The following is a 15,593-nucleotide window of genomic DNA, read 5'->3' as shown; positions in this document are numbered from 1 at the left end:
GGTGGCGGCTGGACGCAGGTTAGTCGACCGGGGGGTATCACCAAAAACCGGCGCGCCGAAGCGCCCTGCGTACAGCCACCATCGAGTGGGGGGATAGGGAGTTCCCGACTTGATGACGCTTATACACATTGGTGACACACCCCGGGCGACTAAACCCGACCACTGATTGGCAGCGGCATGGATCAAGTTACGGGGCATCAGCAAGGCGCACAAGCCGGCGGATTCTGAGGGATGTGTAGGCAATGGCGCAACTCGGTGTAGCCGTGTGTTGGCGGCTGTAGGAAGCCTCTGAACGGCAATGCGGGAAAAATTACCATCCGTCGGGACTGTCAGATTTTACAGGTAGGCACCTGCTTATTTCCCTGCGTACATATACCCCTCAAACATTGCTCGGGGCAGAGAGGGGAAAATCATGTCACAGGATAAGAATCTCGAAGGCGTATCAGAGAATGCCGATATCTCTGTACCGCAGGAACAGGAACCTCTGCTCTCGAATGGTGTAAGTCCGGATGGGCAATATGTCGGACCATTACAAATTCAGCTCTGGGAAATCATCGAGACCGTTGATACCAACAGTTCGATCATCTTCAATATTCCGCAGTCTGACGGAGAACACCAAGTCTGGATTGATTACCACGGTCCGAACGGATATTTCCGCAATTGCCTCGTTGGTAAATGGTATCCGGGCGTGCAGTGGAATGAGTACCGTGCAACCGATCTACCTGAGGGTAATGGTTACTACGCTACGCAGTGGAATTACAAAGGCAACTGGTCCGAGCGCAGAGATAAGCGGGTATTTGTAAGAAAACTCCCTGTCATCACTGGTAAAGATGAATTCGCAGCGACTGTTTACGGGACGGGTGTTACCAGTGGTCGTCTTGAAATAGTCGAAAACCTTACGGGACAAAGCTTCAGTCCGCAGATCACCGGTACGCTGAATAACTGGTCGATAAAGCTTTCGGATGGTCTGAAACCAAGAAGTTACAGCGTCAAGGTACGTCATTCGGAATTAGGATATGCCACTCGCTTCTCGACTCCGATAGTTTTCAATTATTACGGCGTCCCTGCCATTACTCGACCGAAAAAAGATGATGTGATAACGCAAGGCCGACCATTAGTTGAAGGAGAAGGATACCCAGATGCGACTGTCAGGATCTATCAAGCGGATTCTGGCGTAGTTCTTTACGGAGAGGCGAAAGTCAGCGTTAACGGATATTGGTCGACAACGCTGTTGCAAGATTTGCCAGCCGGCCGCTTCACCTTTACCGCACAGCAGTCGTATGGCGGTAGTAACCTGCCTGGTTGGGCGAAAGGCGTGGATGTTTTTGTAACCACTGCACCTGTTATTACTCCGCCAGATCCAGGCTCGTATCAGAATCAGGTTTTTACCGTAACCGGTTCAAAGGGGGCTTTAGGTGGCACTGTTCAGGTTTTACTGGACGGGAAAGAGATCAAAGTCGGTGAGAGTCTGATACTGACGGGGGCAAATTGGAGCGCCTCCGTTGAAGTGCCTGCAGGCAATACTTCGCTGGTGGCTATCAACGTCGTCGACGGAAGAAGGTCCGAGCCAAGTGGTCCGCGCGCATTCAAGGTCCGCCCTGCCAAGTTCGTCGGCGTCAACGTCGAAGTCCTGGCTGATGGATCAATCAAGTTCTCAGGCTCCGCCCACGCCGGCGCAACGGTGGTGATCACCGCGCCCGGTTATGCAGTCACGCCGCCAGGGGAGGTTGTGGCAACCGGGGGTCAATGGGCAACCACCGCGACGGATTGGCCATACGGCACCTACAACCTGCAAATCGTGCAAAAAGTGCGCGACGGTGCCAGTGGCTGGATCGAGTCACAGCCTTTCCCATTCCAAATCAACAAAGTATTAGCCGATGTGAGCGAGGTGACATCGACCCCTGACTATCAGCCGACGGTCACGGGTAAAGGCTCTCACGGCGCCACGGTGCAATTGTTGAGACCCGGGGGATCCGATGCAGGTTTTCCCGATGCCGTGGTGACTAATGGTCAATGGTCGAGCACGGCGTTAACGCAATGGGGGCCGACGCGCAATTATCCCCTCAATATCAGGCAATCCCGGGACGGGCAGCATTCGCCCAACTGGGTTGCGCACTACATCAATATTCCGCCACTGGCTCCCGGTCTTGACGACCCGCTCGAAGATGGACTTTCACCCAGGTTCAGCGGCACTTGCTGGCCGGGCGCGGTGGTCAGCCTGCAGTTCAGCGACGAAGTCGGTGTGGAACATGAGCCAACGGTCAGCAATGACAAGTGGACATTCCGCCGCAGCGATCCGTTCGCGACGGGTGTTGAGCATACCGTCACCGTGACCCAGTTTGCCGCGGAGCAGACCTCGTTACCGGCGAGCGCCACCTTCACCGTCAGACGGCCCATGTCCCAGCCGCGGATCACCTATCCGGACCCGACCAGCAAGGTGGGCCGTGATGTCACGGTCGAGGGCGATGACGGTATGCAGGGTGCGGTGATGCAGTTGCGGGATGCCCAGTTCCAAAGCCTGCTGGGGCCCAAAAAAACACTGGATGCAGACGGTGCGTGGTCGATCGATCTCGCCGGTCTGGAATTCCGCAGGTACACCATCGATGCACAGCAAATCCTTGACGAACGGCCGTCCGAGCGCAGTGAGCATTGCTATTTCGATGTGGTGTTGTTACCGCCGCAGATCACCCAACCGACGGAAAACGGGAAGCTGCCACGTACCGCAAAAATCGCCGGCAGCGGCATGGCGAACGGACGGGTCGAAGTCTTTCTGGAGGGTGTCAGCGAGCCTCTGCTCAGCAACATCCTGGTGAACGACAAAGGCGATTGGGAAGGTGAAGTGACGTTGCCGGTGGGGCGCACAACCATTCGTGCCCGGCAAACGTTTGTCGATGGAAACGGCCAGCGGCAAGAGTCGGACCTCGGCGAAGCGCGGCAATATGACGTCGTCCCGGCTGCACCGCTGATCGAAACCCCGACCGAGGATGACCCTGTCGGCAGACGCACGGTGGTGTCTGGTTTCGGTGTGCCTGGCGACACGGTCACGGTGACGCTAGCCGACGCCACGCACTCGCTGCAGTCCAGCGCCATCGTGCAGGAGGATCGCACCTGGTCAGTGACGCAGGACTTCAGTTCCCTTGCCGGCGGGCCTTACGTGCTTGAGGCGGTGGCGTCGCTGGAGGAGTTCGCCTCCGTCGAGGCACTGCGCCCGATCATGCTGGGCACTTTTCTGCCCACCCTCGACGCCCCGGCGGCGGGCCGCTGGGTCAGTCATCCGCTGCAGTTTGCCGGCCGCGGGCGCAAAGGCGTTGGAACCGTGGTGAGTTGGTACAACCCGGATGTGCAGTGGACGGGGCCGTTGCCCATTGCCGGTGACACATGGCATGGGGAGGCGACGCAACCATTGCCGGAATCCGGCAATTGGTACCGATTCAGGCAGAGCCTCACGGATGAGAAGGGCGACGAGACGATATCCGACTGGGTCGTGAGCGCGCGCTTCGAGGTCGAGCGCGCACATCCGTCGGTGGAAGGTTCTTGAACGCATACCCGACGAACGGTTGTAAAACCTGTCAGATCTGACAGTAGACACTCGACCTGTCGAAGCGCCAAATCTTAATCACTGAGTGTGCAGCCTGGTGGAAACGCCAGGTTGCTCCGGCCGGCTTTCGCCTCAAGGAACCTGATCATGGCTGATTCGCGTCGCCCCGCTTTGCAAATGTTCGATCAATTGTTTGGTGACGAACAACACGCACAAAACCTCGGGCTGGACAATCTCAAGACGTATCTTGAACAAGGGGGATCGATTTTTCCCTTGGTGGAAAAGGGCGTTCAGGGTCTGGTCAGGGAGCAGCGGCTCAGCCCGGATGACGCCCGGCGGTTTTTGCGCGGGGCCAACAGCATGGCCACGTATCTGCGTCGTCAGTTTATCGAGCAAACCCTGACGGGGGATCGGAACGCGACAACACGCAGCTCCAGCGGTTTGTTATCCATGGTTGACGGCCCCACTTATCAAGTCCTGATCGGTACCGACTTTGCTGCACTGTGTCCACCGGATGCACTGGAGTCCCTTGTCTCGCCCATAGCGTATCTGATCGATTTGCTGCGCTGGATTCGTGACCGTATCAAGCCCGAAAACCAGGAAGAACACTATCAGTTGCACAACCGCCGCACGGATTTGCTCGCGCTGGAGGTCGATGTCAATGCGGTCTATCAGTCGGTATCGTCGGTCGACATCATCGTCGCGGTATTGGAGCAGTTCATCGCGGCGAACAAGCCCAAGCCAGGACAGTCGACTGAAGACGCATTGATCGAGGCCCGCTACCCCAACGGTCTGCCGTATTACCAGCATTGGGTCACGATTGATGCTATCGCGCAGTCCCATGACCTGTCGGTGGGGGACTTCGAGCACCGTGTCGATCTGGCCTACCCCTATTTTTTACAACCCGATGCCCGGGGAAACCATACCGGTCCCGGCTTCGCTCATGCTACGCGCCTCGGTCCCTATCAGCGGCAATTGCTGACGGAAGCCCGCGAGAGCTTTGTCAATCGTAAAGAGTTTTTCGACCGCCACTTCGGTACCAATGACCTTGATAGTTACCAGAACCTTAGTCAGGTGGAGTTTCTAGGCGAGCGAACCAAGTTGAGCAGCACGCAGATCGAAGCTTTGCTGTCGATTCGCGATGCTGCCCCGGTGCGCTCAGCCAATGTGAAATACCCGGATGAGACACCCGAGACACCCGAGATACCCGAGAAACCCGAGAAACCCGAGAGTGAACGGTCGGGGTCGGTGTACATCAACAACAACACCGCCCCCGCCGTGCGGATCGACGACGAGTCACAATTTCGCCATCGACTGACGGCAGACCCCGACAAGGAACTGGGCTTCAACCGCTATGACCGGATAAACCAAATGGTCCGTCTGGCCAACTGGACCGGTTTGCCGTTCGATCAGGTCGATGCACTGCTGGTGGCTGCGATCCGGGCAGTAGAACACGGTAAGCCTTCGGACCCCGCCGCTGCGTCAGAGATGGACATATCCAGCGGCGTCGTGCATGCCCTGGGTCTTTTTCAGACCCTGCGTGAGCGTTACGAATGCACTGCGGCGGACTTTGCCGGGTTCATCGCAGAGCTGTCGATCTACGGCCGTGGCGAGGCACTCTCGCTGTTCGACCAGATCTTCAATGATCGAACGGATTACCGCGAGCCCTTGCGGCTCGACAACCTTACGTTTCCAGTGACGCCGGCGCCGGGCGAGGTTGATCTGACGATCAGCCAGTTGTGCCGTGGCCTGGCGATTGACCCGCAGACTTATTACGTTCTGGCAACCACGGTGGCCAGGGCACATGAATTGACCGACACACTGACGCGCAGCCCGGCGATCATCTCGAGTTTTTACCGCCTGGTTCGACTGCCCCGACTGTTGAACATCACCCCCGTCGAAGGTGTGCTGATGCTGTCGGTGCTGGGCGGGATCGAGTGGGTTGATGGCTTGGCGGGTATCCCTCGTATCCACACCGTTGCAGAGGGGCCGCCAGATGTACTGGAACTGATCGAAGCCATGCACAGTTGCGTGCAGTGGTGCGCGCAAAGCGATCTGCCAGTGTTGTGGGTATTGCAGCATGCGGTCGAACCGCTGGCGGCGGAGCAACCGTCCGAGCAGGATCAGCAACTTTTCGAACAACTGCGCAATTTGCTGCCGACCGCATTGTTGTCCAACGGTGTGTTTCTGATGGCCGGCGTGCCGTCTGCAGGGGTCGCCGACTGGCTCGAATTCCTGGTGAGCCGCGCCGATGGCCTGGTTCCTATTGTCGACGCCTACGGTCTGGTATTGCCCCAGTGGGGGACATCCGAGCAATACCTGGACGATGTCCGCAGAAAAATTGCCTGGGCGGTCGACAGTGCCTTGGGGGTGGTCGAGGGGGCACTGCGCCAAACCCTTATCGACATCATGACCGGTGTGGTTCTGCAGGCGCGCGATGCTCAGGCTTCGTTGGTCAAAGAGACGCTGGCCGTGTATGCCGGTGTCGGTGTGGAGCAGGTACTACCGATCCTGAGCTGGTCAAACACCACGGTTCATCAATTACTGCAACACGTACTTGAGCAAACCCCTGTGGAATCAGAGGGGCCAAGCCGAAAACAGCACCGCAATGCCAATGTGCTGCTCGATCTGCTGGCGCAGGTGCGCAGGCGCAGTGAAGTGGTGTCGACGCTGGGGTTGAGCGCCGCGCTGTTGCACGAATATCTGGATTACGGCCACGAAGCCTGGCTCGGTCAGAGCAACAGGCACGCATTGACGATACGCACACTGTATTTCTTGACGACACTGACTCGCGCCTTCGCCCTGGGTGAACAACCGCCGCAGAAGTTGTTGGACTATCTGCGTCAGGTCAACGATCTGCCGGATGTCACGGGGGATGCAATGAGGCTGGCGCAACAGGCCGCCGCCATCAAACTGGCCAATTTTTTTGGCTGGAGCGTGCAGGAAGTCCGCGAGTGTGTCGACCGTATCGATCCCACCAACCTCAAGGTGTTGAAAAACCTCAGCCAACTCGATCTGTTGATGCGCGTCCGGGAGCTGTCCATCGAGACCGGCATGGATGCATTGACGATTTTCCTGATCGGCAGTCTGCCCGAAACCATCGACAAGACAGCTTATGCCAAGGCCGCCGAACTTGCTCTGCTGGGCGCGACCAGTGAGCGGGCGCCAGTGGCGCACGTGGCAAGCGACCTCAACGAGTTGGTCTCAATTACCTGTGACGTGGTGGATGGCAGCGATGTCGTGGCCAACAAGCCAGGTGAGCTAGCCACGTATCGGGTGACCGTGAAAAACGCGCAAGGTCAGCCGCTGAGCGGCATCAAGGTTCACTGGCGAGCCTCCCTGGGCAGCATTGAAACAGGTGCGACCGGCTTAGATGGAACGCTTTTAGTCATCTATACCCCGGGCAAGGTCATGGGCACCGATACGCCCGTGTATTGGCTGGATCTGTTTGAGCCGCGCTACGCCCCCTCTATCGACATCACCTTCGATCACAAAACGCTGACTTTTCCGTTGGCAGAAATGTCACCAACGCCCTTGGGAGTCGTGCCGGAAGGCCAGGAAGTCGAACTCTACGCGTTGCTGGAAGACTTCTACGGCAACCGCGCGTACGACTCGTTGGTGGATTGGTATTGGGAGACTGTACCTCCGAAAAAAGTGGATACCGCGACTATCAGACCCCGTCAGGGGTTCACCGATCAACAGGGACTCACGCGGGTTTTTGTGTCCAGCAAAACCGGAGGCACCTTCGTTTTCAGTGTTCGGAGTCAGTCTGGCGATAGCGAAAGCAGGTTCATCAATGCCATCACCTTTGCGGGTGAGGCGATACCGGAGTAAGCGGTATCGCCTGGCTAACGGTTGTCCCCGGAGCATATCCCAAGGAGCAGGATCATGGCATTGAGTAACATTGGCGGGCTGCTGGAAAAACGTCGCGCGGCACTGCTCGAATACTGCATTGGCCAGGTGGCCAATGCGAAATATCCGTTCTTGAAAACGGCGGCCGATCTGTTCGAACTGCTGCGCATGGACCCACTGGACACCTACCAGGTGCGCAGTTCGTGGGTAGCCGAAGCGACCAGTTGTGCACAGCAGTACATTCATGCGGTGTATCGCAAGCTGGAACCGGGCTTTGAGAAGCAAGCGTTCGACAATCGGCATCTGCTCGAATGGGAGCTGTACAGCAACTATCCCGACTGGGCCGCCGTGCAGCTGATTTCGTGTTACCCGGAAAACTTCATCAATCCCTTTGTACGCCTGCGCAAGACCAGCCTGTTCAGAACCCTTGAAAACAATCTCAATCAGGCACGCTTGAGCAACGATTCCGTGCAGTCGGCGCTGCAGGACTACCTGCAGACCTTCGAACAAACCTGCGATCTGGATGTGATCAGTTGCTACATGGACAGCATGACGCCGGCCCGCGCCAATTATTACTTTGTCGGGCGACAGCGGGTGCAGCCCTTCCAGTACTTCTGGCGCAAGGCCGAGATTGAACTGGGCAGCCAGAGTGTGGCGGTCAATCCTGCGGCCTGGAGTGAATGGCAAGCCGTGGAAATCCCCGTTGCCGACGAGGTGCTGGATATTCGCCCGGTGGTCTGGAATGGCCGGTTATGTCTGGTCTGGGCGCAATGGCGTGTGAAGGTCGCAGCGAAAGATGACTCAATCGATATTCCCTACAAACTGGACATCAATCTGGCGTTCATGACCCAGAACGGCCAATGGTCGGCGCCGCTGTGCCTGCACAGTTCGGAATACCAGACCAACCTTTTGCCGGGCACCCGGTTGATTGCGAGTGAGCGCCGCGATTATCTGGATCCCAAGGGCAAGCTGGGGGTTTTGCTGACGGGCAAGATAAGTGCGGGTACTGGTAACAATCCGCCTGAGAAACCGCTGAGGGTGCATGCGGTTTACGACGTGTTGATGCGCCCGGTCGCCGGCGACGGTGGGGCATGGCTGGATCTGGCGCTCCAGCATCGATTCGTCAGCAACGAAACGGTTCAGCATCCACTGAGCAGCCAGGTGACGGTCGTTCCCCGTGTCCTGACGGCGGGTTCCCTGACGCCGCATATGGATCTGCAAGTCATGGCGTTGCGGGTGGGAGATGAAGACAAGATCACGGTGCAGGGATATTGCAGGCCCACCGGACTTGCCAGTGCCATGGTGAATATGAGGCTGTGGCTCGAGGGCGCTACAGTTGTAGATCCTAAACCGCCAGAACAAGCGCTGGATCAGGCGGGTGGATGGGTAACCAAATCATGGGAATTCAGCCGAAAAAAAGGCACTTGGCCGATCCCGACCACTTTTGCATTAGCCTCCTCCACCGCTTATACGGGCGATAAGCGATTTGACCTGACCATTGTCGACCTCAAGGATTTCGTCCCGCCCACCTTGCGCAAAAACACTGTCGATGCGGCGCAGTTTCTTTCCTTCAATCAGTCTGACTTGCAACTGAAGTTCGTCCGGCTCAATTCATTGTTTGGCCCGGAACTGGTGCAGCGTTCCAATGGTCCCGTGGACGCCGTGCTGGACTGGAACACTCAGTTCATTGCCGAGCCGTCGCCCACCGGGGTGCCGTTCGTTGAGCCCAATGGTGCTTTCAACGGCGCCAATGGCCTGTTTTTCTGGGAGCTGTTTTTCCATCTGCCGCATTTGATGGCCACGCGCTTGCGCGATGAAGAGCGCTTCCGTGAGGCACAAAACTGGCTGCATTACGTGTTCGATCCACAGGCAACTGCCGATCCTCGGGAACATCCAGACTATCCCAACCCAAGACCGGCATACTGGCGTTGCCGCCCCCTGGACATCGTCAGAACTCCAGGCGATCCGGGTTGTGAAGTTCAGAACCCCACGGATCCGGATGCCATCGGCTACGCAGCACCGGCGCACATGCAGATTCTGGCATTCACCGACTATGTGAAAAACCTGATGAGCTGGGGCGACTGGTATTACCGGCAACTGACCCGCGACAGTCTGGTGGCCGCCAAGTTGTGCTACGTCCAGGCCGGGTTTCTGATGGGCAAGGCACCGACCGCCAACACGGCGACCCGTTGGCAAACCACCAAGGTCGCCGACTTGCTGGAGCAGAGCACTGTGCGGCCGCGGCTCGAAGCCTTTGAAAAGACGCTGAATTTCAGCCTGGCGGATTACCCGGTCGCTTCCGATACCCCGCCGATGCTCGGATTGTTGGCCTGTGGGCCCTTTGAAATCCCCATCAATCAGTCGCTGCTCGACCTGTATGCCGCGCCTGAACTACGGATGCACAACCTGCGCCACAATCTCACCAAAGAGGGCAGGCCTATGGATCTTGCGCTGTTCAGCCCGCCGACGGATCCCAATCAATTGCTGCGCGACCTGGCGACCGCTGGCGTGGCCGGGCCGAGACCGATGGGTGGGCGAATGGTGGTCAATGCCTTCCGCTGGCGTGTGACGTTCGAAGTCGCACTGCGGGCCGTGCAGGCGCTGCAGGATTACGGCAGTCAGGTGCTCAATCTGCTGGAGCGGCGTGATCGCGCCGAGCAGGAAGAATTGCAGCAAAACCATCTGGTGGAATTGGGCAGCTATGTCGAAACGGTGCAGGATCAGTCGATCGCCCAACTGGAGGCGAATGTGACAGCGCTGCAGCAAAGCCGGACCATGGCGCAGGAGCGGGCGGATGCTTACGCAGCGCGTTACAACGAAAACGTCTCGGCGATCGAATATCAGGTCATGTCGAGCCTGAAACAGTCGAAAACCTCCGCGTTGCAGGCCAGGGTCGTCAGGACCGCCGGGGGCGTCATCGGGGCGTTGCCGAAAATATTCGGCACCTCCAATGGCGGCTTCAAACCGGAACATGTGTTTGATGCAGCGGCTTTCGGCATGGAGGTTGCCTCGTCGCTGTTGCAGATCGATGCCGACAGCCAGGCCACGACCGAAGGTTACCGGCGTCGCCGAGGCGAATGGGCGCTGCAGCGTAATCAGGCAATGGCGGAGGTGCGTGCGCTCGATGAGCAGATCGTGGCGCAGAATCATGCGGTCGCTGCGGCACGATCCAGCCTTGCGCAGACCTTGCGGGCCAACAGTCAGGCATTGACGGTCTACAACTACCTGAAAAAACGTGCGAGCAATGCCGAACTGTTCGGCTGGATGCTCGGCCAGCTCAAGGCGCTGCATTATCAGGCCTACGATGCGGTCATCAGCCTGTGCCTCAGCGCCCAGGCTTCGCTGGCCGCCGAAACCGGTGATTACGATACGCAAATCCCCTTGCCTCAAGTGTGGCTCGACCATCGTCATGGGCTGACCGCCGGTGAGCAGTTGCGCGGGCATCTGCTGCGTCTGGAGCGTGAATATCTGCAACGCCACGAGCGACGGCTGGAGCTGGTAAAAACCATTTCCCTGCGACAGTTGTTCGACGACGAAGTGGAACCTCAGGTGGGCATTGCCAGCTGGGCGGATGCCTTGCAGCAACTGAAAGACACCGGGGTACTGGAATTCAGGCTGACCCAGTTGCTGTTCGATCGCGATCATCCCGGGCATTTCTGCCGGCAGATCAGTTCGGTAGAGGTCGAACTGCCGGTCCTGACCGGACCTTATGAGGATGTGCGGGCGACCTTGCTGCAGATCAGCAGCATGACGGCGACCCGGCCAACCACGCAGTCCGTGCAGTACTTGCACAATCCGGGCGGGGTAGCGCCGCTGGATGTGGTGATCAATTTGCGCAGTGCTCAGCAAATAGCCTTGTCGGTGGGCATCGCTGACAACGGTCTGACGAACATGAAGCCCGATGAAGGACTGCTCCGTCCGTTTGAATGCACTGGCGTGATCTCCGGCTGGAGATTGAGTGTCCCGTGGTCGGGTAAACGGCTGCAGGCCGCCATGCTTGCGTCGTTGACCGACCTCATTGTGCGTATCCATTACAGCGCCAAGGCCGGAGAGCCGACCTTCGTCCAGAAAGTCGTAGACCTGGTCACCCAGGCTGAAAACGCCAGGCTGAACAAACAGGCCAAAGGAGCGAGCGATCATGCATGAGCCAGTCATCCAAGCGAATCAAAGTCTGGTGCTCAACGGTGATTTCACTCAAGAGCTCGACCACTGGACTTACAAAGGGTCAGTCGGCTTAACGAGTGAAATGTATGAAGGCGCGTTTATCAGTTTCCTGGTGGCGGGGGTCGGTGGCTCGGTTACACAGCAGGTATCAGTGCCTAAAAAGCCCGATACCGGCGCCAGTTACGAACTGACATTTTTGTGCGAGTTTCGCCCGGGGCCTGACTGGTCGGGCCAGCTCGGAACGTTGCGCATCCTCAAGGGCAACACGGAGTTGATGAGCATCGAACTCAAGCGCGAGACGCTACGCAGCCTTGAGGACGATAACGCTCCTCTGGCGGCGGCACAGCCGTTGGATTTCAATCCGATTGCCTATCGCGAATTGCTGGATCACCTGGCGTTCGACAGCGGCGACACCTTGACCTTCGAAGTCAGCGGTGTGCCGAGCAACCCTTCAGATAATCGCTCGGTTGTGCGTATCACACGCATCGACCTTCAACTGAAACTGGAGCCCTTGAAGCTTGAGGCGCTAAGTCTGGACGAGGAAACCCTGACGCCAGGCCAGATGTTGTATCTGTGCCTGGGGGCATCCCATGGCGGCGCATCGGACGACCCTCTTTTCATGCCACACAAGCTGTCTTTTACCCCTGTAGCCGGCAGCGCCTGGCTGGATACCCAGATCGCATTGACCAGCCACGGCAACCCGATGGAAGCGGTCAAGGCTGATCCTGAATGGGGTGTCGATCAGGCGCTGCTGTCGCCATGGTCGCTCGACTGCCCGGCGATCGGCGAAGAGAAAAGCTACGATTTTTCGATAAACCTGGTTAACCAGTACAGCGCCGAACCTTATGAGCTTGACGTTTCGCTGGGGCATCACCGCCTGGCCTTTCGCGAGGTACAGGAAGCGGCTTACTACCCGGTGCTTGAATATGCGCAGAGTGTCCGGCTCGGCGTGCAAGTCGTTTCGTTCTACACCGGCCAGGCACTGGATGGCCGGACAGTGACCTGGACGGCGTCCGGGCAAGGTGTACTGGGGGCCGGGATCACTGACGAGCAAGGCTGGGTTTACTTTGATTTTGCACCGAGTACTGCGGGTGATGTGGTGATCAAGGCAGCGGTCGAAAGCCCTTATTACGCCAGTGGCGAAGTGACCCACGAATTTGCGGTCAAGGTGTTGGCGACGGATCCGTGGAAGGAGTTGCGATCCGTCGTCGAGGAGATAGAAACGCAGTGGGACGTGACCGGTTATCCCAACCGGGGCGCCGCGCACCCTGTCATCGTGCGCCTGCTCGCCGACAGCCCGTTGCAGGGCACTGATCTGTCGCTGCACTGGAGCGGCGTCGGGCACGAGCAATTGGGGATCACGGTCAGGCCGCCGCTCGAGGAGCCGGTTCCGTTCGATGGGCGCGACAGCCTCTGGACGCTGACCAGCGAGGACCGGCTCGACGGTCGCTTTGATCTGTCATTGGTCTGCTCAAAGCTGTTGTTGCCATCTGTAGCCAAACCGATGTCGCTGGCGCGCAACCGGATCAAGGTGGGGGAGGTGCGTGAGGCCAACAAATATCCGATCGTCGACGAGGCCGAGAGCGTGCTGCTGCGGGTGCAAGCGGTGCATGAAGTGGCCAGAGGCGATGGTGATCCGGTCAGCAATGCGTTGGTCGAATGGGTGATTCCCGACGGTGACCCGGTCCACAGTGCCACTGGGTCGGGCGGCTGGGCCAGTTTGCTGTATACGCCGAAAACTGCCGGGGAACAGACCATCACGGCCCGGCTCAAGGCGCACCCGGAAGCGATGTCGGTCGAGCACCCCTTCACCGTCACGGCCGTTGCCACCAACCCCTGGAAAAGTCAGGTGAAAATCTGGCTCGACGATGCTGAGGTTCAACGCAATACACTTGGCGTGCTTTGCCGACGTGGACAGACTCATACCCTCAGAGTCGAACCGGTTACCGGCAGTGATTGGCTCGGGCGCAACATCAGTCTGCACTGGCGCGGCGTTGATCCTGATATCGGATTGCGGCCCGCAGACCTGGAAACGCCCAAGCCATTGACGTTGCCAGGGCCGCAATGGCAACTGGTCTCCGACAGCAGCACCAGCCTTAGCAGCCTGTTTGAGCTGGAACTGCGCCTTGAAGGCGAGACAAACGTTCGCGAGTTGGCAGGACGGCTGATGTCTGCGGATCTGACGGAGGAAGTGGCGCTGCTGCTCGATCAGGTGCCATCGGCGCTGGATGATCGCAGCTTGTATCCGTGCCTGGGGGCCGTTCACCGCTTCAACGTTTTACCTCAGGCACTGAGCCCGTTGGTGGGGCTTGAGGCATCCCTGATCTGGTCGGGCACACCGGCCGAATCACTGGGCGCGACCGTCGCCCCGCCGCTGGAGCATACGCAGACACTGAACGACGGCGGCGCGATCTGGACGCTGGACTTCACCGGCAGTGAGACGCACGGCGAGTTTGCTCTGACCCTGGCCCTGCCTCAGTTGAGTTTCGAGGCGATCGCCAAGCCGATGACACTGGCTCACAACAAAGTCAGACTCGAGGCATGGCGCGAGTCGGCGGTGGATCCGGTCATTGGCCAGGCGCCGGCGTGGATGTGGGTGCAGGTGTACTCGCATTACACCAACCGCCCCGTGGATCAGGCACCGGTGAGCTGGATCATCGATGGCAATCCTCGCGATATCCAAACCTCGACCGATGGCTGGAGCGGCTTTGACTTCAGGCCGCAGGTCGCCGGGGAAGAGTCGGTAACCGCAGCGGTACTCAGTCGTTATGACGACTACGTAGATCGTCGTCCAATGACAGTCAGATCGCTGGCCAGTGATCCCTGGGAGGGGCTGATGGTCAGTTTCGACAAGCAGTCGGAACAGCCAATGGGTCAACAAACGTTCTTTCCGCGACGCAAGGGTCAACATGAACTACACGTGCGAGCGCTGGACGGCAGTGACTTGCTGGGTCAGTACCTGACACTGGGCATGACGGAGTCCGGGCCAGCGGCACTCGGCATTCGTTTTGAAGAACCGAGGCTCGGAGAACCCAGGTATTTCAGCGAAGCCGGATTGACCTACCAATTCAGGGTAGGCGATCTCAAGGATGGAAGCTTTGGTCTGGGCTTCTCGTCCTCTGGGCTGGCGCGCCTGTCACCGGTGAACGCGTTTTCGGTGGGGCAAGGCTCGCGAACGGTTAAAATCGCCGAGCGCCAGCGGATCAACAAAACGCTGCTGTGGAAGGAGGCTGTGTTAGAGCAGATCACCGTCATCTCGGTGGTCAGCGGCAAGCCGATGGTGGGCATGACCGTGACGTGGCGCAGCCCTGATCTCGGCGTAGTGACCTCGACTACCAATTTTTATGGGGTGGCGAAAATCGATTTTGTGCCGACGACGTCCGGTGCGTTTGAGCTGACCGCGACGGTGGGAGATGAGCAGAATTCGGATTCGGTTTCGATGGGGTTTTTCCTTCACGAGCCTCGGCAGATCAGCGCGTTGGTCATTGATAAGCCTGGCTATCCCGGCCAGCAAATGACTGCGCAGGCGTCGGTGGTTTCGGCAAATACCGGGGAGCCTCTGGCGGATGTCGAGGTGATGTGGAAATACGACAATACATCGATACCGGCAACACCTACGGATGCCGATGGCAAGGCAACGTGTCGTTTTACCTTCGGAACATCAGGCGGTGCTTTATGGGCGTCGGTAAAGGGCGGTCTGGCTGGCTGGGATGTGAAAACGCTGCAGTTGACCGCCCAAGAGCCTCCAGCGGCAGTCGAGTCCGTTGTCGCTTCGCCAAATCCGGTTCCCTTGCAGACCTATGTAACCATGACTGCGTTGGTCGTGAGTAAGGGGTCTCGAGAGCCGTTGCCTAACAGAACCATCCAAGTCTCAAATAATGGAGGTCCCTTCTTCCAAACCACTACCGATCACAAGGGGCGATATCAGAGTCATTGGAGGGCGATGTCCATGACGGATAACATTTCTCTCGCCGTCAGGCTCAACAACGCTGATGGCTCCTCGGACAGTGACGCCGTATATGTCCCGGTCGTGAGTTGA

At 58.3% G+C, this 15,593-nt stretch carries 4 protein-coding genes; all 4 read left to right on the top strand.

All coding sequences use genetic code 11. The features are described 5' to 3' along the window. Positions 1–412 precede the first annotated feature (412 nt). The 4 genes from CKW17_RS20905 to CKW17_RS20890 all read left to right on the top strand — a co-directional run bounded on the left by CKW17_RS20905 (position 413) and on the right by CKW17_RS20890 (position 15,593). Positions 413–3,538: a hypothetical protein gene (locus CKW17_RS20905; RefSeq protein WP_256586272.1), complete on the top strand. Its 3,126-nt coding sequence runs from the start codon at positions 413–415 to the stop codon at positions 3,536–3,538. A gap of 147 nt (positions 3,539–3,685) precedes the next feature. Beyond that, positions 3,686–7,372, top strand: a complete 3,687-nt coding sequence (locus tag CKW17_RS20900) for a Tc toxin subunit A (protein WP_095121342.1) — start codon at positions 3,686–3,688, stop codon at positions 7,370–7,372. A 54-nt stretch (positions 7,373–7,426) separates the two neighbouring features. Continuing rightward, a complete protein-coding gene (locus tag CKW17_RS20895) occupies positions 7,427–11,536 on the top strand; it encodes a neuraminidase-like domain-containing protein (RefSeq protein WP_095121340.1) in 4,110 nt (1,369 codons plus the stop codon). Continuing rightward, positions 11,529–15,593 carry a hypothetical protein gene (locus tag CKW17_RS20890; RefSeq protein ID WP_176470103.1) on the top strand — a complete coding sequence of 1,355 codons (4,065 nt, stop codon included), beginning with the start codon at positions 11,529–11,531 and terminating at the stop codon, positions 15,591–15,593. The genes CKW17_RS20895 and CKW17_RS20890 overlap by 8 nt, the downstream gene beginning before the upstream one ends.

It is taken from the genome of Pseudomonas sp. Irchel s3f10 (assembly GCF_900187515.1).
In the GTDB taxonomy this organism is placed as follows: domain Bacteria; phylum Pseudomonadota; class Gammaproteobacteria; order Pseudomonadales; family Pseudomonadaceae; genus Aquipseudomonas; species Aquipseudomonas tensinigenes.
This window is presented reverse-complemented; position numbering and strand designations above follow the sequence as displayed.